This window comes from Streptomyces sp. NBC_01217 (genome assembly GCF_035994185.1).
Lineage (GTDB): Bacteria > Actinomycetota > Actinomycetes > Streptomycetales > Streptomycetaceae > Streptomyces.
Window position 1 is genome coordinate 3,091,758 of sequence record NZ_CP108538.1, and the last position, 17,672, is coordinate 3,109,429.

The window sequence follows — 17,672 nt, forward strand, 5'->3', positions numbered from 1 at the left end:
CTCTCTTCCACTTCAGGGATGCTGATGACCTCCGAGTCCCCCAGTTCCATAGCCGGGGCGAGACGCGTGGCCCGAGTGGCGGCTGCCGCCGGCCTGGTGGCCGCACTGGCCGCCACCGGCGCCGCCCCGGTCTTCGCCGCCGACGACCCCGCTCCCGTCAAGTCCGCCGCCGACTCCGCCGCGGCCGACAAGCTCGGCACGGCCGACGCCGACGTTCTGGCCAAGGCCAAGGCCAAGGGCGAGAAGAACGTCACGATGATGGTCGCCACCGCCCCCGGTGCGACCGAGCAGGTCACCAAGCAACTGGACGCCGTCAAGGGGTCCGTGCTGGGACGTGCGTACGACAAGCTCGGCTACGTACGGGCCACCGTGCCCACCGCGTCCGCCGAGGCGACCATCAAGGCGGCCTCCAAGCTGTCGTCCGTCCACGGCATCGATCTCGAGCAGGAGATCAAGCTGGACGACCCGACCCCCACGGCCGACCGGGCCGCCGGGGCGAGGACGCAGTCCACGGGCAGCTACCCGGCGCCCGGCAAGAAGACCCCGGCGAAGAACCCGTACAACCCGTCCTTCGAGACGGGCGCGGTCGACTTCGTCAAGCAGCACCCGAAGGCCGACGGCCGGGGCATCACCATCGGCATTCTGGACTCCGGCGTGGACCTCGGTCACCCGGCGCTCCAGAAGACCACCACCGGCGAGCGCAAGATCGTCGACTGGGTGACCGCCACCGACCCGGTCAGCGACGGCGACCGCACCTGGCTGCGGATGACCGCATCGGTGACCGGCCCGACCTTCACCATCGGCGGCCGCACCTACTCGGCGCCGGACGGCTCGTACAAGATCCAGCTCTTCTCCGAGTCCGCCACCAGCGGCGGCGACATGGCCGGAGACCTGAACCGCGACGGTGACACCACCGACGTCTGGGCCGTGCTCTACGACCCGGTCGCCGGCACCGCCCGCGTCGACCTGGACAACGACGGCAACTTCACCAACGACGCCGTCATGAAGCCGTACAAGGACGGCCACCAGGTCGGCTACTTCGGCACGGACAACCCGGCGACCGAGGTCGTCGAGCGCATTCCGTTCGTCGTCGAGACCCGCAAGGACGTCGTCTACAACGCGGCCGGCGACAAGGCCGACTACGTCAACATCGGCGTCATCGAGTCGGAGCACGGCACCCACGTCGCGGGCATCACCTCCGCGAACGGCCTGTTCGGCGGCAAGATGAACGGTGCCGCGCCCGGCGCGAAGATCGTCTCCTCGCGTGCCTGCACCTGGTCCGGCGGCTGCACCAACATCGCGCTCACCGAGGGCATGATCGACCTCGTCGTGAACCGCGGTGTCGATGTCGTCAACATGTCGATCGGTGGCCTGCCGCCGCTCAACGACGGCAACAACGCCCGCGCGGAGCTCTACAAGCGGCTCATCGACATCTACGGCGTCCAGCTGGTCATCTCGGCCGGCAACGACGGCCCGGGTGTCAACACCATCGGTGACCCCGGTCTCGCCGACCACGTCATCTCGGTCGGTGCGTCCATCTCCAAGGAGACCTGGGCCGCCAACTACGGCTCGAACGTCACCAAGAAGTACGACATGCTGCCCTTCTCCTCGCGCGGTCCGCGTGAGGACGGCGGCTTCGCGCCGATCCTGACCGCCCCGGGTGCGTCCATCAACACCACCCAGACCTGGCTGCCCGGCGGCCCGGTCAAGGAGGCGGGCTACAGCCTGCCGGCCGGTTACTCCATGCTGCAGGGCACCTCGATGTCCTCGCCGCAGGCCGCCGGTGCGACCGCGCTGCTGCTGTCCGCCGCGAAGCAGAAGCACATCGAGCTGCCGCCGGCCGACCTGCGTACCGCGCTGACCAGCACCGCGACCCACATCGAGGGTGTGCCCGCGCACGCCCAGGGCTCCGGCCTGATCAACATCGTGGGCGCGTGGAAGCAGATCGAGAAGCAGGGTTCCCCGGCGCACGAGTACTCCGTGAAGGCCCCGGTCGACACGGCGATCGACTTCGCGCTGAAGACCCCCGGCTTCGGTACCGGTCTGTACGACCGCGAGGGCGGCCTGAAGGCCGGCCAGCAGAAGTCCTACGACGTCACGATCACCCGCACCACGGGTCCGGACAAGGCCGTCAAGCACAAGCTGTCGTGGAAGAACAACGACGGCACGTTCAAGCTGACCGGCTCCGACACGGTCTCCCTGCCGCTCGGCGAGCCGGTCACCGTCAAGGTCCAGGCAAAGCCGCGCAGCGCGGGCGTGCACAGCGCGATCCTCCAGGTCGACGACAGCAGGACCGTCGGCGTGGACCAGCAGATCCTCTCCACGGTCGTCGTCTCCACGCCGCTCGTGAAGCCCGGCTACGCGTTCAAGGCGTCCGGCTCGGTGCAGCGCAACGGCACCACGTCGTACTTCGTGACCGTGCCGGAGGGTGCCAAGACCCTTGAGGTCGCGATGAGCGCGCTGCGCTCGGGCAGCCAGACCCGCTTCATCTCCATCCACCCCTACGGGGTGGCGATGGAGGACAGCGGTACGCCGTTCTGCTACCCGAACTACGAGAACCCGGCCAACACCTGCCGCCCGGACGTGCGCTCGTACGCCAGTCCGGCCCCGGGTGTCTGGGAGATCGAGGTCGAGGCACGGCGTACGTCGCCGCTGCTGGACAACCCGTACAAGCTGGATGTCTCGCTGCTCGGTGCGACCTTCGACCCGGCGGTGCAGACCATCGCCGAGGCCAAGGTCGGCACGCCCGCAGCGGTGAACTGGACGGTCACCAACAACGCCGGTGACCTGCAGGGCACGCTCAAGGGCGGCTCGCTGGGCTCGGCCAAGGTCGACACTCCGTCGATCAGTACGGGTGACGAGCAGGAGTACACGGTCACCATCGGTGAGGGCGTCGAGAAGCTGGACGTCGCCATCGGCGGCACGTCGGACGCCAACGCAGACATCGACCTGTACGTCTACCAGGGCGCCACCGAGGTCGGCTCGTCCACCTCGGCCGGTTCCGAGGAGTCGGTCAGCCTGGTGAAGCCCGCCGCCGGTACGTACACCATCGTGATCGACGGCTACAACGTCCCGGCCGGCACGACCACGTACGACTACCGCGACGTGTACTACGCACCGTCGCTCGGCACGATCGCTGTCGACGAGTCGAAGGCCGTGAACCTGGCCAACGGCGCCTCGGCCCAGATCGGTGCCGAGGTCTCGGTCGCCGGGGCGGCCCCCGAGGGCCGGCAGTTCTTCGGCGAGGTCCACCTGGTGAACAGCCGCGGGACCGCGGCGGGCACCGGCAGCGTCGTGATCGAGAAGGTCACGCCGTAGCGGTGACTCCGCAGCGGTGACCTCGGTCGCCGTGTGATCCGTACGACAGTGGGGTGGGTGCTCTCCGGAGCACCCACCCCACTGCTCCGTGCCCGGCCGGGCGGGCACTGTCCGCAGCGCGGACAATGGATTGGACAAGGAAGCCGTTCCCATACGCATCATGGAGCGGCAACCGTGCCAGTCCGTACGTTTGAAGGAGTCCCTGTGAAGGTCGGAATCGTCGGCGCCACCGGTCAGGTCGGCACAGTCATGCGCAGGATCCTGGCCGAGCGGAAGTTCCCGGCCGACGAGCTGCGCCTGTTCGCCTCCGCGCGCTCCGCGGGCTCCACGATCGAGTGGGAGGGCCGGGAGATCACCGTCGAGGACGCCTCGACGGCCGACTACTCCGGGCTGGACATCGTGCTGTTCTCGGCCGGTGGCGCGACGTCGAAGGCGCTCGCCGAGAAGGTGGCCTCGCAGGGCGCCGTCGTCATCGACAACTCCTCCGCCTGGCGCAAGGACCCCGAGGTCCCGCTGGTCGTCTCCGAGGTCAACGCGCACGCGATCGCGAACCGGCCCAAGGGCATCATCGCCAACCCGAACTGCACCACGATGGCCGCGATGCCCGTGCTGCGCCCGCTGCACGACGAGGCCGGCCTCCAGACCCTGACCGTCGCCACCTACCAGGCGGTGTCCGGCTCCGGTCTGGCCGGTGTCGCCGAGCTGCACGGCCAGGCGTCCAAGGTCGTCGCCGACGCCGACAAGCTCACCCACGACGGCGGGGCGGTCGACTTCCCCGAGCCGGCTGTCTACAAGCGTCCGATCGCCTTCAACGTGCTGCCGCTGGCCGGTGCGATCGTCGACGACGGCTCGTTCGAGACCGACGAGGAGCAGAAGCTCCGCAACGAGTCCCGCAAGATCCTGGAGATCCCGGAGCTGAAGGTGTCCGGCACCTGCGTCCGGGTGCCGGTCTTCTCCGGCCACTCCCTCCAGATCAACGCGCGTTTCGCCCGTCCGATCAGCGTCGAGCGCGCCTACGAGCTGCTGAAGGACGCCCCGGGCGTCGAGATCTCCGAGATCCCCACCCCGCTCCAGGCGGCGGGCAAGGACGCCTCGTTCGTCGGCCGGATCCGGGTCGACGAGACCGTGGACAACGGCCTCGCGCTCTTCGTCTCCAACGACAACCTGCGCAAGGGTGCGGCGCTGAACGCGGTACAGATCGCGGAGCTGGTGGCGGCGGAGCTGAACGGCTGACGCCCGACGCGTACGGAAAGGGGCGGCCACCGGTGCTCGGTGGCCGCCCCTTTCCGTACGCCCTCATGTCCCTCAGAGTGCGAGATGCCGTCGCAACGCGGCATCGATCTCGGCCATGCGCCGGCGGGGGATGGTGCCGACCCGCTTCAGGACGCGGTCGGGGGACACCGCCCGTACCTGCTCGCACTGGGCCTTGGAGTCCCTGTGCAGACCGGACTCGTCGGCGTGGAGCAGCACCTGGAACGGATAGACGCGGGCGGTGTTCGACGTCAGGGGCACCACGGTGATCACGCCCCGCCCGGTCCGGGTCACCACGGAATTCGCCCCGTCGTTCGAGACGATCACCGACGGGCGCGCCTTGTTCACCTCGCTGCCCCGCACGGGCTCGAAGTCGACCAGGTAGATGTCACCGCGCCTCATCGGTCAGCCCGTCACCCGAGACCCGGTCCCAGAGCACGGCATCCTCGCTCGCGTCCCATTCCGCGAACGCCGCCTCGTAGTCGGCCTCCAGATTCGAGGCACGCAGCAGCTCGATGGCGGCGTGAATCACCGCGGACCGGGAATCCGCCTCGGTCTTCGTGGCGTACTCGTCGACGAAGGCGACATCCTCCTGCGGCAAGCTCACACTGATCTTCATACCGTTGATGCTACCGGAGTAGCCAAGCTATAGCTACTCCATCTCCGGGTGCGACGTGGAAGGATGACCCGAAACGTCACACACCAAGGAGATGACCGCGTGCCTGGCACGAATCTGACCCGCGAAGAGGCACAGGAGCGGGCGCGCCTGCTGACCGTGGACGCGTACGAGATCGATCTCGACCTCTCCGGAGCGCAGGAGGGTGGCACCTACCGGTCCGTCACCACCGTGCGCTTCGACTCCGCCGAAGCCGGTGCGGAGACCTTCATCGACCTGGTCGCCCCCGCGGTGCACGAGGTCGAGCTGAACGGCAGGGCGCTGGATGTCGCGGCCGTGTTCCGTGACTCGCGCATCACGCTCCCGCATCTGGTCGCGGGCTCCAACGAGCTGAAGGTCGTCGCCGACTGCTCGTACACCAACACGGGCGAGGGCCTGCACCGCTTCGTCGACCCGGTCGACCAGCAGGCGTACCTCTACACCCAGTTCGAGGTGCCGGACGCGCGCCGCGTCTTCGCGAGCTTCGAACAGCCCGACCTGAAGGCGACGTTCCAGTTCACGGTGAAGGCGCCGGAGGGCTGGACGGTCATCTCGAACTCGCCGACGCCCGAGCCGCAGGACAACGTCTGGTCCTTCGAGCCGACGCCGCGCATCTCGTCGTACATCACGGCCCTGATCGTCGGCCCGTACCACTCGGTGCACAGCAGTTACGAGAGGGACGGCCAGTCCGTTCCGCTCGGCGTCTACTGCCGCCCGTCGCTGGCCGAGTTCCTCGACGCGGACGAGATCTTCGACGTGACGCGGCAGGGCTTCGACTGGTTCCAGGAGAAGTTCGACTACGACTACCCGTTCGCCAAGTACGACCAGCTGTTCGTCCCGGAGTTCAACGCGGGCGCGATGGAGAACGCGGGCGCGGTCACCATCCGCGACCAGTACGTGTTCCGCTCGAAGGTGACGGACGCGGCGTACGAGCGGCGTGCGGAGACCATCCTGCACGAGCTGGCGCACATGTGGTTCGGCGACCTCGTCACCATGGAGTGGTGGAACGACCTGTGGCTGAACGAGTCGTTCGCCACGTACACCTCGGTCGCCTGCCAGGCGTACGCGCAGGGCTCGAAGTGGCCGAACTCCTGGACCACGTTCGCCAACTCCGAGAAGACCTGGGCCTACCGCCAGGACCAGCTGCCGTCCACGCACCCGATCATGGCGGACATCAGCGATCTGGACGATGTGCTGGTCAACTTCGACGGGATCACCTACGCCAAGGGCGCCTCGGTCCTGAAGCAGCTGGTGGCGTACGTCGGCATGGACGAGTTCTTCAAGGGCGTCCAGGCGTACTTCAAGGCGCACGCGTTCGGCAACACCCGTCTTCCCGACCTGCTGGGCGCGCTGGAGGAGACCTCCGGCCGCGACCTGAAGACCTGGTCGAAGGCGTGGCTGGAGACGGCGGGCATCAACATCCTGCGCCCGGAGATCACCACGGACGAGGACGGCCGCGTCACGTCGTTCACGGTCCTCCAGGAGGCCCCGGCCCTGCCCGCCGGTGCGAAGGGCGAGCCGACGCTGCGGCCGCACCGCATCGCCATTGGCTGCTATGACATCGACACCGACGACTCCGGCAAGCTGGTCCGTACGAACCGGATCGAGCTGGACGTCGACGGCGCGCGCACGACCGTGCCGTTCCCGGCCGGTACCGCCCGCCCCGCCGTGATCCTGCTCAACGACGACGACCTCTCGTACGCGAAGGTCCGGCTCGACGAGGAGTCGCTGCGCGTCGTCACCGAGCACCTCGGCGACTTCGCGGAGTCCCTCCCCCGCGCCCTGTGCTGGGCCTCCGCCTGGGACATGACCCGCGACGGCGAGCTGGCGACCCGGGACTACCTCTCCCTGGTGCTCTCCGGCATCGGCAAGGAGACGGACATCGGCGTCGTCCAGTCGCTGCACCGTCAGGTGAAGATGGCACTGGACCTGTACGCGGCGCCGGAGTGGCGCGAGGCCGGGCTGACGCAGTGGACCGAGGCCACGCTCGCGCACCTGCGCGCCGCGGAGCCGGGCAGCGACCACCAGCTGGCCTGGGCCCGCGCCTTCGCGGCTACGGCCCGCACCCCGCAGCAGACGGACCTGCTGCAGTCGCTGCTCGACGGCAAGGAGACGGTCGAGGGCCTGGCCGTCGACACCGAGCTGCGCTGGGCGTTCGTCGAGCGGCTCGCCGCGACCGGTCTGCTCGAAGAGGACGAGATCGCCGCCGAGTCCGAGCGCGACAAGACGGCGGCGGGCGAGCGCCACGCGGCGACCGCCCGCGCGGCGCGCCCCACCGAGGAGGCGAAGGCGGAGGCGTGGGCCTCGGTCGTCGACTCCGACAAGCTGCCGAACTCCCTCCAGGAGGCGGTCATCGCCGGCTTCGTCCAGACCGACCAGCGCGAGCTGCTGGCCCCGTACACGGAGAAGTTCTTCGCGGCGGTCAAGGGCGTCTGGGAGTCGCGCAGCCATGAGATGGCGCAGCAGATCGCGGTCGGCCTCTACCCGGCCCTCCAGGTCTCGCAGGCCACCCTCGACGCCACGGACGCCTGGCTGTCCTCGACGGAGCCGACCGCGGCCCTGCGCCGGCTGACGTCCGAGTCGCGTTCGGGCGTGGAGCGCGCGCTCAAGGCCCAGGCGGCCGACGCGGCGGCTTCCGCGTAGCGCGGTTGCGGGTTGCCGGGGCGGGTACGGTGCATGGCCCTACGGGGCTGCGCACCGTGCCCGCCCCTTCGGCGTCGTGCGGTCGGCTTTCGACCGGGCGACGGTGAAGAGACCGCACCCGGCTCCGGACACGCGTGTGCGCCGCACGGTACGGGGTACCTGCGGCGCACTCGGGAACGGTGTGGTTGCTAGGCCTGCTTCTTGGACTTGTCGAGGACCATGACCAGGCCCGCGATGACCACGAACAGGGCGATGGGGGCCACGACGTACAGACCGATGGTCTCCATCACGCTCAGGCCCGGACCGGGGTCGTCACCGTCGTCGCGGGTGAGCGCGAGCGCGGGGGACGACATGAGCAGCATCATCAGCGTCGTTCCGGCCGCGACGGCGCCGGCGCGCATAGCGTTCTTCTTGTCCACGGTGCAAACGTAGCGAACGCCCTGGACGGGCGCGCGCCCGGGGGTGCCGTACGGGGTCAGGGGCGGTCCTCGCGGGGGCGGAGGACCTCCATCAGCCGGTGCAGGCGGGGTGCGGCGGCCAGTTCCTCCAGGGTGACCGGGTGGCCTTCCGCGTCGGCGACGGGCAGTCGCCAGTTGGGGTACTGGTCCCAGGTGCCGGGGAGGTTCTGCGGGCGGCGGTCGCCCAGGGCGTCGGGCAGCCAGACTCCGACCATGCGGGCGGGGGTGCGCAGCAGGAAGCGGTGCACGGAGCGGACGGCGCCCTCCTCGTCGCCCTCGCCCTCGGGCAGCAGGCCGAGCCGGGCGAGATACGCCAGCCACTCGGCGGTGTCGGCGGCGTCCGCGGCCTGCTCCTCCGCGAGGCCGCGGGTGAGCAGGCCGAGGCGGTGGCGCAGCGTCACATGGTCGCCGGTCAGCCGGGCGGCGGTGGACGGCAGATCGTGTGTGGTGACGGTGGCCAGGCAGCCCTCGCGCCACTGCTCGGGGGCCAGGGGGCGGCCGGTGCCCGCCCAGTCCCGTTCGAACCAGAGCACGGACGTACCGAGCACGCCGCGCCGGGCCAGTGCCTCGCGTACGCCGGGTTCGACGGTGCCGAGGTCCTCCCCCATGACGACCGCGCCGGCCCGGTGCGCCTCCAGGACGAGGACGGCGAGCATCGCCTCGGCGTCGTGGCCGACATAGGTCCCCTCGGTGGGCGGGCGCCCCTCGGGCACCCACCAGAGCCGGAACAGGCCCATGACGTGGTCGATGCGCAGGGCGCCCGCGTGGGCGAGGAGTCCGCGCAGCAGTCCTCGGTAGGGGGCGTAGCCGGACGCGGCGAGGACGTCGGGACGCCAGGGCGGCAGGCCCCAGTCCTGGCCGCGGGCGTTGAAGGCGTCCGGCGGCGCGCCGACGGACATGCCGTGCGCGAAGGCGTCCTGCTGGGCCCAGGCGTCGGCGCCGCCGGGGTGCACGCCGACGGCGAGGTCGTGGACGACGCCGACGCCCATGCCCGCGTCCAGCGCGGCACGCTGGGCGGCGGCGAGCTGGCTGTCGGTCAGCCAGGCGAGCCGGCAGTGGAAGTCGACCCGGTCCAGCAGTTCGCGGCGGGCGCGGGCGGTCTCCTTGGAGCGGGGGTCGCGGAGCGCGGCCGGCCAGGTGTGCCAGTCGGAGCCGTGCACCTCGGCGAGGGCGCACCACAGGGCGTGGTCCTCCAGGGCCTGTCCCTGCTCGGCCAGGAAGTCGCAGTAGGCGGCGCGGCGGCCGGGGGTGAGGGGCACCTCCGTCACGAGTTCGAGGGCCTGGCGCTTGAGTTCCCAGACGGCGTCCCGGTCGATCAGGGCGCCCTTGTTCAGGACGGTGTCGCTGAGCGTCGCCGCGTCCTGCCGCAGGTCGTCGAGGGCGGCCCGGTCCGGCACGTGCCCGTACTCGGGGACGGACTCGATGTGCAGATGGACGGGGTCGGGGAAGCGCCGGGACGAAGGGCGGTACGGGGATGGGTCGGTGGGGCTGCCGAGCACGGCGGCATGGAGCGGGTTGACCTGGACGAACCCGGCGCCGAGGGTCCGTCCGGACCAGGCGGCGAGGTCGGCGAGGTCCCCGAGGTCGCCCATGCCCCAGGAGCGGGCGGAGAGCAGGGAGTAGAGCTGGACGAGGAAGCCGTGGCTGCGGGCGGGCGGCTGCGGCACCCGGGGCGGGGCGACGACGAGCGTGCAGACCGCGCCCGGGCCGCCCGGCGCGCGTACGGTCAGCCGGTGCACCCCGAGCGGCGGCTCGGCCCACCATGCGGGGACCGGTGGCACGCCTTTCCCGGCGCCCGTGCCGGTACCCGCGTCTGCTCCGGCTTCGGTGCCCGCGCCCCGTCCCGCAACGGCCGGATCGGGACGGTCGGCCGCAACGCGCATCCGCGGGCGCGAGCCGGCGTCCTCCAGCGCGATGTCCAGCGTGGAGCCGGGCGGCAGGGCGGTCAGGACCGCGGGCAGCGGCTCCCCGGTCCACACCACCAGCGTCGGCGGGAGCAGCCGGGACCGGGCCGAGAACTCGGCGGCGGCGAGCGACTCCCCTACCGCTTCGGGCGTGGTGGCGTCCACACCGAGCGCGGCGAGCACGGCGACGACCGTGTCGTCGGCGACGGACACCGTGACGTCGGCGGACGGGGAGTAGGAGGTGGCGACGCCGTGCAGTGCGGCGAGCCGGGACAAGCCCATTCAGACTCCTGGGAACTCCATGCCCCACGCGCCGCCGGGGCCGGCCGGCTCGCTGGTCAGCGGGGCGTTGACGGCGAGCGGGGCTTCGCTGGTCAGTGGCGTGGCATCGGCGAGCGGCGGCTCGCTGGTGAGCGGTATCGCGTCGGCGAGCGGCGGCTCGCTGGTGAGCGGTATCGCGTCGGCGAGCGGCGGCTCGCTCGTCAGCGGGCCGGGGCCGGGCGCCCCCTCGGAGAGGACACGGAGAGCGGAGAGCAGAGGCTGCGAGGCAGCGGGCACGGTGGCCTCCCGACCGTGGAGGAAGCGGAGGAACAGGGCAGCGGAAGAAGAACGGGACAACAGGAGACCTACCCAGCGGGCTCGCCCGCAGACATAGGCGCTATCACAACGACTTCAACGTGCCCCGGGTCACATTCCGTTCCCCGCAGGCCGGTTCTCCGTCAAGTTGTCCGCTGTTTTCGGCCATGCGACGTCATCCTTGGCGTCACCCGCCGATGGCCGAGCATCCCTCACCCCATCTGCCACATCGGGCATTTGCGGCACGACAACCACCTGCATTGACACCCTCGCGCGCGGGTGGTGGGCTCGGAGCCCACCGGTGGAGCGAGGGAGAAAGAGCGATGCGGCTCAGGCGCAGAAAGCAGGCAACGGCCGTGGCGGTCGCCGTGCTCGGCGGGCTGCTCTCCACGGGGACCCCGGCCGCCGTCGCGGCCCCCTCGACGCCCGGCACCCCCGCCGTCACCACCCCAGACCGCACGGACGACGGCACCCTGCCCGCCGTGTGGCCGCGGCCCCAGTCCATCAAGGCGGCCGGGCCCTCCGTAGCGCTCTCCACCGAGGTCACCCTCGTGGCCGACGCGCTCGCGGATCCGTACGCCGCCGACGCGCTCCGGCAGATCCTGCGCGACGCGGGCGTGCGCACCGTCCACGAGTCGCTGCCGGGCCGCGGCCCGGTCATCCGGCTCGGCGGCGACGGCGCCCAGGACGCCCTGCGCACGCTGCGCACCCCCGACCGCGGCGATCTGCCGTCCGGCGGCTACCGCATCGCGGTCGGCCGGGTCGCGGGCCGGGACACCGTCGCCGTGGACGGCGTCGGCGAGGACGGCCTCTACCACGGCGTGCAGACATTGCGTCAGCTGATCCGGGACGGCGGCGTCGCCGGGGTCGCCGTCAGGGACTGGCCGGGCACCGCCGTACGCGGAATGACCGAGGGTTTCTACGGGCAGCCGTGGACCCGCGAGGAGCGGCTGGCACAGATCGGCTTCATGGGGCGTACGAAGCAGAACCGGTATCTGTACGCGGCGGGCGACGACCCGTACCGGCAGGCCCGTTGGCGCGACCCGTACCCCGCCGACCGGCGCGCCGACTTCCGGGCACTGGCCGAGCGGGCCCGCGCCGAGCATGTGACGCTCGGCTGGGCCGTCGCTCCCGGCCAGGCCATGTGCATGTCGTCGGACGACGATGTGAAGGCGCTGACGAAGAAGCTCGACGCGATGTGGGCGCTGGGAGTGCGGGTCTTCCAGCTGCAGTTCCAGGACGTCAGCTACAGCGAGTGGCACTGCGACAGCGACGCCGACACCTTCGGCCGCGGCCCCGAGGCGGCGGCCAGGGCGCAGGCGCGGGTGGCGAGCAAGGTGGCGCAGCATCTCGCGGACCGTCATCCGGGCGCGGAGCCGCTGTCGGTGATGCCGACGGAGTTCTACCAGGACGGGTCGACCGACTACCGCCGCGCGCTCGCCGACGAGCTGGACGAGCGGGTCCAGGTCGCCTGGACGGGGGTCGGGGTCGTACCGAGGACCATCACCGGCGGGGAACTGGCCGGAGCGCGCGCCACGTTCAGGCATCCGCTGGTCACGATGGACAACTACCCGGTCAACGACTACGCGCAGGACCGCATCTTCCTCGGCCCGTACACCGGCCGGGACCCGGCGGTGGCGATCGGTTCCGCGGCGCTGCTCGCCAATGCGATGGAGCAGCCGTCCGCGTCCCGCATTCCGCTGTTCACCGCGGCCGACTTCGCCTGGAACCCGAAGGATTACCGGCCGCAGGAGTCCTGGCAGGCGGCGATCGACGATCTGGCGGGCGGTGACGCCCGCACCGGGGCCGCGCTGCGCGCGCTGGCCGGGAACAACGCGACGTCCGTGCTGGGCGGTGACGAGTCGGCGTATCTGCGGCCGCTGCTGGCCGCGTTCTGGCAGTCCCGTACGGCGACCGACGTCACGGCCCGGGACGATGCGGCGCGCAGGCTGCGGGAGGCGTTCACCGTGATGCGGGAGACCCCGCAGCGGCTGAAGGGCCTGGCTGGCGGGGGTCTGGACGGCGAAGTGCGGCCGTGGAGCGAGCAGTTGTCCCGGTACGGCCGGGCGGGCGAGCTGGCCGTGGATCTGCTGCAGGCCCAGTCGCGCGGCGACGGCGCTGCGGCGTGGCGGGCGTCGCTGGCGCTGGAGCCGGTGCGCAAGGCCGCGAAGGCGAGCGGTGCGACGGTCGGCAAGGGCGTCCTCGGCCCGTTCCTGGACCGGGTGCGCCGGGAGGCGGACGCCTGGACGGGCGCGGACCGCGACACCGGTACGGTGACCGAGGCTCCGGGCAGCCATACGGTCCGGCTGAGCCGGTCGCGTCCGGTGGAGACCGTGACGGTGATGACCGTTCCCGACAGCGGCGCGGTGGCCGGTGCGACGCTGGAGGCCCATGTGCCCGGCGAGGGCTGGCGGAGCCTCGGCCCGGTGTCGGCGAGCGGCTGGACCCAGATTCCGGCCAGGGGGCTGCGGGCCGACGCGATCCGGATCAGCTGGCCCCTCGGCGGTCCGTCGGCGCCCTCGGTCATCACGGGCACGATGCCGCCGTTCGTTTCGGGAGGCCCGATGGGAAGCGGTATCGCGGCCGGTGCCTCCGGCAGTGCGCAGGGCCGTGCCCCGCGGGTGCGCGCGCTCGTGCCGTGGTTCGGCGACGAGCCCGCCGCCCGGCTCGCTCTCGTACGGGGTGAGACGGACGCCGAGATCGGCGGCGGCCCGCAGCGGGTCGCGGCGCGCCTGGCCGCCCGGCGCCCCGCCGAGGTGCGGGGTACGCTCACCGCGCAGGCTCCCGAGGGCATCGAGGTGCGTGTCCCGAAGCAGACGAGGGTGCCGCGCGGTTCCCGTACCGACGTCCCCGTCGAGATCACCGTCCCGGCGGGCACCCCGGCCGGTGAGTACGAGGTGCCGTTCAGCTTCGGTGAGGAGAGCAGCACGCTGACCGTCCGGGCGTACCCGCGCACCGCGGGCCCCGACCTGGTGCGTACCGCCACGGTCTCCTCGTCCGGCGACGAGACCCCGGACTTCCCGGCGTCGGCCGCCGCCGACGGCGATCCGGACACCCGCTGGTCCTCGCCCGTCGAGGACGGCGCCTGGTGGCAGGCGCAGCTGCCGCAGTCGGCGAGGGTCGGCCGGGTGGTGCTGGACTGGCAGGACGCGTACGCCTCCCGCTACCGCATCCAGGTCTCCGCGGACGGCCGCAGCTGGCGCACGGCGGCGACCGTACGGGGCGGCAGGGGCGGGCACGAGTCGGTCCGGATGGACGCGAAGGACACCCGCTTCATCCGGGTCCAGGGCGATGCCCGGGCCACGGAGTTCGGCTACTCGCTCTGGTCGGTCCAGGCGTACGCCGTCGCTCCGACGGAGTAACGCCGGGCCCGCGGAACGTCCTCGCGGGCCCCGGTCCGGCTCCGGGGACGACAAAGGCCCGGATCTCTCAGGCTGAGATGCCGTCGATCCGGGCCATCGCGTCGTCCGCGCCGAACGGTTGCAAGTACGGCAGCCAGCGCGGGTCGCGGTGTCCCGTCCCGATGATGCGCCAGGCCAGGCCCGTCGGCGGGGCGGGCTGCTGGTGCAGCCGCCAGCCGAGCTCCGGCAGGTGCCGGTCCGCCTTGACGTGGTTGCAGCGGCGGCAGGCGGCCACCACGTTGTCCCAGGCGTGCTGTCCACCGCGGCTGCGCGGAATGACATGGTCGACGCTGGTCGCGGTGGCGCCGCAGTACATGCAGCGCCCTCCGTCCCGGGCGAAGAGCGCTCTTCGGGTGAGTGGTACGGGCCCCCGGTAGGGAACCCGTACGAAACGTTTCAGACGGACGACGCTGGGGGCCGGGACGGCCCGGGTGGCACTGTGCATGAAGGCGCCGGACTCCTCAAGACAGATGGCCTTGTTTTCGAGTACGAGGACGAGCGCGCGGCGGAGCGGTACGACGCCGAGCGGCTCGTACGACGCATTGAGAACCAGGACATGCGGCACGGCGGATGCCTCCTTGTACGCCGGCGGCGCGTGGCTCGCGCCGGGACGATCCGATCTCAGTCTCTACTCACGCCTGGTCAAAGCGCCACCACGTGCGGGTAACGGGCCGGGAGGATTTTTCTCCGCTCCCGGCCGCCCGCACCGCCGCCGCCCGCCGGAACAGGCGGTTCTGAGCCATTTCGACAGCGGTCGCGGCCCGGTGTGCGATCGGCCACACGGCGCCTGTACGCACCTCGTGAGACGTGTCTCTCCCCCCGCACGCGGCACTGGAACACTCCCGATACCCCGTTAGTGTGGTTGGTCTGCAGTCGCCCCACCTGGAGGTCCCGTCGTGTTCCTGTCCGCCCTGTTGGCCGCAGCTCCGTCGCCCGGGCCAGGTGGCTCGCTGGACGAGGCCGCCGAGCAGGCCGGCAACGCCGCGGGCTGGGTGGAGGAGAACTGGTCCACCTGGCTGAACACCGGTCTGCGCATCGTGCTCATCGCCGCGATCGCGGTCGTGTTGCGCATCGCGATCCGCCGTGCTCTCACCAAGCTCATCGACCGGATGAACCGCAGCGCCCAGGCGGTGGAGGGCACCGCGCTCGGCGGGCTGCTGGTCAATGCGGAACGCCGCCGTCAGCGCTCCGAGGCGATCGGCTCCGTACTCCGCTCGGTCGCCTCCTTCCTGATCCTCGGCACCGCGGCGCTGATGATCCTGGGCGCGTTCCAGATCAATCTGGCCCCACTGCTGGCCTCCGCCGGTGTGGCCGGTGTGGCGCTCGGTTTCGGTGCGCGCAATCTGGTCACCGACTTCCTCTCCGGTGTCTTCATGATCCTGGAGGACCAGTACGGCGTGGGCGACAACGTCGACGCGGGCGTCGCCTCCGGCGAGGTCATCGAGGTCGGCCTGCGGGTCACCAAGCTGCGCGGCGACAACGGCGAGATCTGGTACGTCCGCAACGGCGAGGTGAAGCGGATCGGCAACCTCAGCCAGGGCTGGTCGACGGCCGGCGTCGATGTGACGGTGCGCCCCACGGAGAACCTCGACAAGGTCCGTACGGTGATCACCGAGGCCGCGGCGACTATGACCAAGGAGGACCCCTGGAACGAGCGCCTGTGGGGCCCCGTGGAGATCCTGGGACTGGACTCCGTGCTGCTGGACTCCATGACGGTCCGGGTGAGCGCGAAGACGATGCCGGGCAAGGCGCTGGGCGTGGAGCGCGAGCTGCGCTGGCGGATCAAGCGGTCCTTCGACGAGGCGGGCATCCGCATCGTCGGCGGCGTCCCCCTCCAGCCGGAGGAGCCCTCCGCGGCCGACGCGACGGCCGCCGTGGCCGCCCCCTCGGCGTACGCCTCGACGACGTCCCCCCAGTCCCTGGCCACGACCCCGATCACCCCGCCGCCGAACCTGTCGAAGTAGGCCTCGGCCGTACGGATGAGGGGCGCCCCGCGAGGTCTGCGGGGCGCCCCTCACGCATGAGCGCGCCGGGGTGACCTCAACTCTGTTCGCCCATAACCTGGTTGGAGGGTGCAGGCGAGGAACCATGCGTCCCGCCGGCGCCCCAGGTAACGCTTTGGTTGCCACCGGGGCGCTGCCCATTGACGCTCCGGTGACGTGCGCATACCGTCCTCTCACCGAATAGGAAACTTTCCTAACAGAGGGCAGGTGCAGCGCTCGTGGCCGGAACCACACCGGGTACCCCCCGCGTTCTGCGGGCCATGAACGACCGGGCCGCCCTCGATCTGCTGCTGGAGCACGGGCCCCTGCCGCGGACCAGGATCGGAAAGCTGACCGGGCTCTCCAAGCCCACCGCCTCGCAGCTGCTGGCGCGGCTGGAGGCGGCCGGGCTGGTTGTCGCCACCGGGACCGTGGCCGGGCGGCCGGGGCCCAATGCGCAGCTGTACGCGGTGAACGCGCGGGCCGCCCATGTCGCTGGGCTGGATGTGAACGCCCAGCGGATCGTCGCCGCCGTCGCCGATGTGACCGGTGAGACGGTCGGGGAGTTCGAGCTGCGCACCCCGGGGCGGCGTGCCGACTCCGTGGTGCGGCAGGTGGCGGAGGCGCTGGACGGGGCGGTAAAGGACGCCGGGCTGACCCGCGCCGATGTGCACCGGGTCGTCATCGGGACGCCGGGGGCCTTCGACCCCGGTACCGGGCGGCTGCGGTACGCCTCGCACCTGCCCGGCTGGCACTCCCCCACCCTGCTGGACGAGCTGGCCGCCTTTCTGCCGATGCCGGTCGAGTACGAGAACGACGTGAACCTCGTCGCGGTGGCCGAACAGCGGCTCGGCGCGGCGCGCGGGCACGACGACTTCGTCCTGCTGTGGAACGAGGAGGGGCTCGGTGCCGCCCTCGTCATCAACGGGCGGCTGCACCGCGGCTTCACCGGTGGTGCCGGTGAGGTCGGCTTCCTGCCGGTGCCCGGCGTGCCCCTGGTCCGCCAGGTCACCAAGGCGAACGCGGGCGGATTCCAGGAGCTGGCGGGCGCGCAGGTGCTGTCCCGGCTGGCCCGGGAGCTCGGCATCGACGACGAGCTCAGCCGCGGCTCGGGCACCCATCACGAGGTCGCGGCCCGGCTGGTCGCCCGGGCCGCCGAGGCCGCGGAGTCGGGCGAGGACGGCCCGTACTCCCGGCTCCTCGATCTGTTCGCCACCGGACTCGCGACCGGTCTCGCCTCGATGGTCGCCGTGCTGGATCCGGAACTCGTCGTGCTGTCGGGCGAGTTGATCGCGGTCGGCGGGGAGCCGCTGCGCGGCCGGGTGGAGTCCGAGCTCATCGAGCTGGCGGCCTCCCGGCCCCGGCTGATCGTCGGTGACGTGACCCACCGCCCCGTACTGCGCGGCGCGCTGGAGAGCGCGCTCGCCACCACCCGCGACGAAGTCTTCGACACGTCGCGCTGACCCCGTACCCACTGATCCGTC

Annotated in this window: 12 protein-coding genes; 6 read left to right on the forward strand and 6 right to left on the reverse strand. The window is 71.5% G+C overall.

The genetic code is table 11. From position 1 onward, the window contains the following. Positions 1-18: 18 nt before the first annotated feature. Both OG507_RS13565 and OG507_RS13570 read left to right on the forward strand, forming a co-directional pair. A complete protein-coding gene (locus tag OG507_RS13565; protein WP_327367447.1) occupies positions 19-3,318 on the forward strand; it encodes a S8 family serine peptidase in 3,300 nt (1,099 codons plus the stop codon). Positions 3,319-3,522: 204 nt separating this feature from the next. Beyond that, the gene (locus OG507_RS13570; RefSeq protein WP_327367448.1) at positions 3,523-4,551 is read left to right on the forward strand and encodes an aspartate-semialdehyde dehydrogenase; all 1,029 of its coding nucleotides are present in this window, start codon (positions 3,523-3,525) and stop codon (positions 4,549-4,551) included. A gap of 72 nt (positions 4,552-4,623) precedes the next feature. Here the strand turns inward: OG507_RS13570 and OG507_RS13575 are convergent, their stop codons facing one another. Together OG507_RS13575 and OG507_RS13580 are read right to left on the reverse strand one after the other, a co-directional pair. Then, positions 4,624-4,971: a type II toxin-antitoxin system PemK/MazF family toxin gene (locus OG507_RS13575; protein WP_327367449.1), complete on the reverse strand. Its 348-nt coding sequence runs from the start codon at positions 4,969-4,971 to the stop codon at positions 4,624-4,626. Then, complete coding sequence (locus OG507_RS13580) at positions 4,958-5,188, reverse strand: ribbon-helix-helix domain-containing protein (RefSeq protein WP_327367450.1); 231 nt, start codon at positions 5,186-5,188, stop codon at positions 4,958-4,960. The genes OG507_RS13575 and OG507_RS13580 overlap by 14 nt, the downstream gene beginning before the upstream one ends. 99 nt (positions 5,189-5,287) lie before the next feature. Here OG507_RS13580 and pepN point away from each other — a divergent pair, with 99 nt between their 5' ends. Next, a complete protein-coding gene (pepN, locus tag OG507_RS13585; protein ID WP_327367451.1) occupies positions 5,288-7,867 on the forward strand; it encodes an aminopeptidase N in 2,580 nt (859 codons plus the stop codon). 188 nt (positions 7,868-8,055) lie between these two features. Here pepN and OG507_RS13590 read toward each other — a convergent pair whose 3' ends face one another. From OG507_RS13590 to OG507_RS13600, 3 genes are read right to left on the reverse strand one after another with little or no spacing between them, the layout of a single operon-like run. Continuing rightward, complete coding sequence (locus tag OG507_RS13590; protein WP_327367452.1) at positions 8,056-8,286, reverse strand: hypothetical protein; 231 nt, start codon at positions 8,284-8,286, stop codon at positions 8,056-8,058. 56 nt (positions 8,287-8,342) lie between these two features. Further along, the gene (gene malQ / locus OG507_RS13595) at positions 8,343-10,511 is read right to left on the reverse strand and encodes a 4-alpha-glucanotransferase (protein ID WP_327367453.1); all 2,169 of its coding nucleotides are present in this window, start codon (positions 10,509-10,511) and stop codon (positions 8,343-8,345) included. Then, positions 10,512-10,787 carry a hypothetical protein gene (locus OG507_RS13600; protein WP_442810975.1) on the reverse strand — a complete coding sequence of 92 codons (276 nt, stop codon included), beginning with the start codon at positions 10,785-10,787 and terminating at the stop codon, positions 10,512-10,514. It lies immediately after the preceding gene. A 341-nt stretch (positions 10,788-11,128) separates the two neighbouring features. On the opposite strand from OG507_RS13600, the gene OG507_RS13605 reads away from it, so the two are divergent. Next, positions 11,129-14,167 (forward strand): beta-N-acetylglucosaminidase domain-containing protein, encoded by a 3,039-nt coding sequence (locus OG507_RS13605; RefSeq protein WP_327367454.1) that lies wholly within the window; start codon positions 11,129-11,131, stop codon positions 14,165-14,167. Between the two features lie 67 nt (positions 14,168-14,234). On the opposite strand, the gene OG507_RS13610 is transcribed toward OG507_RS13605, so the two are convergent. Beyond that, on the reverse strand, positions 14,235-14,771 hold the full coding sequence (locus tag OG507_RS13610; RefSeq protein WP_114244529.1) for an HNH endonuclease: 537 nt from the start codon (positions 14,769-14,771) through the stop codon (positions 14,235-14,237). A 331-nt stretch (positions 14,772-15,102) separates the two neighbouring features. Between OG507_RS13610 and OG507_RS13615 the strand changes: the two genes are divergently transcribed. Together OG507_RS13615 and OG507_RS13620 are read left to right on the forward strand one after the other, a co-directional pair. Next, positions 15,103-16,170: a mechanosensitive ion channel family protein gene (locus tag OG507_RS13615; protein ID WP_327367455.1), complete on the forward strand. Its 1,068-nt coding sequence runs from the start codon at positions 15,103-15,105 to the stop codon at positions 16,168-16,170. 257 nt (positions 16,171-16,427) lie between these two features. Then, positions 16,428-17,651 carry an ROK family transcriptional regulator gene (locus tag OG507_RS13620; RefSeq protein ID WP_327367456.1) on the forward strand — a complete coding sequence of 408 codons (1,224 nt, stop codon included), beginning with the start codon at positions 16,428-16,430 and terminating at the stop codon, positions 17,649-17,651. Positions 17,652-17,672: the final 21 nt, after the last annotated feature.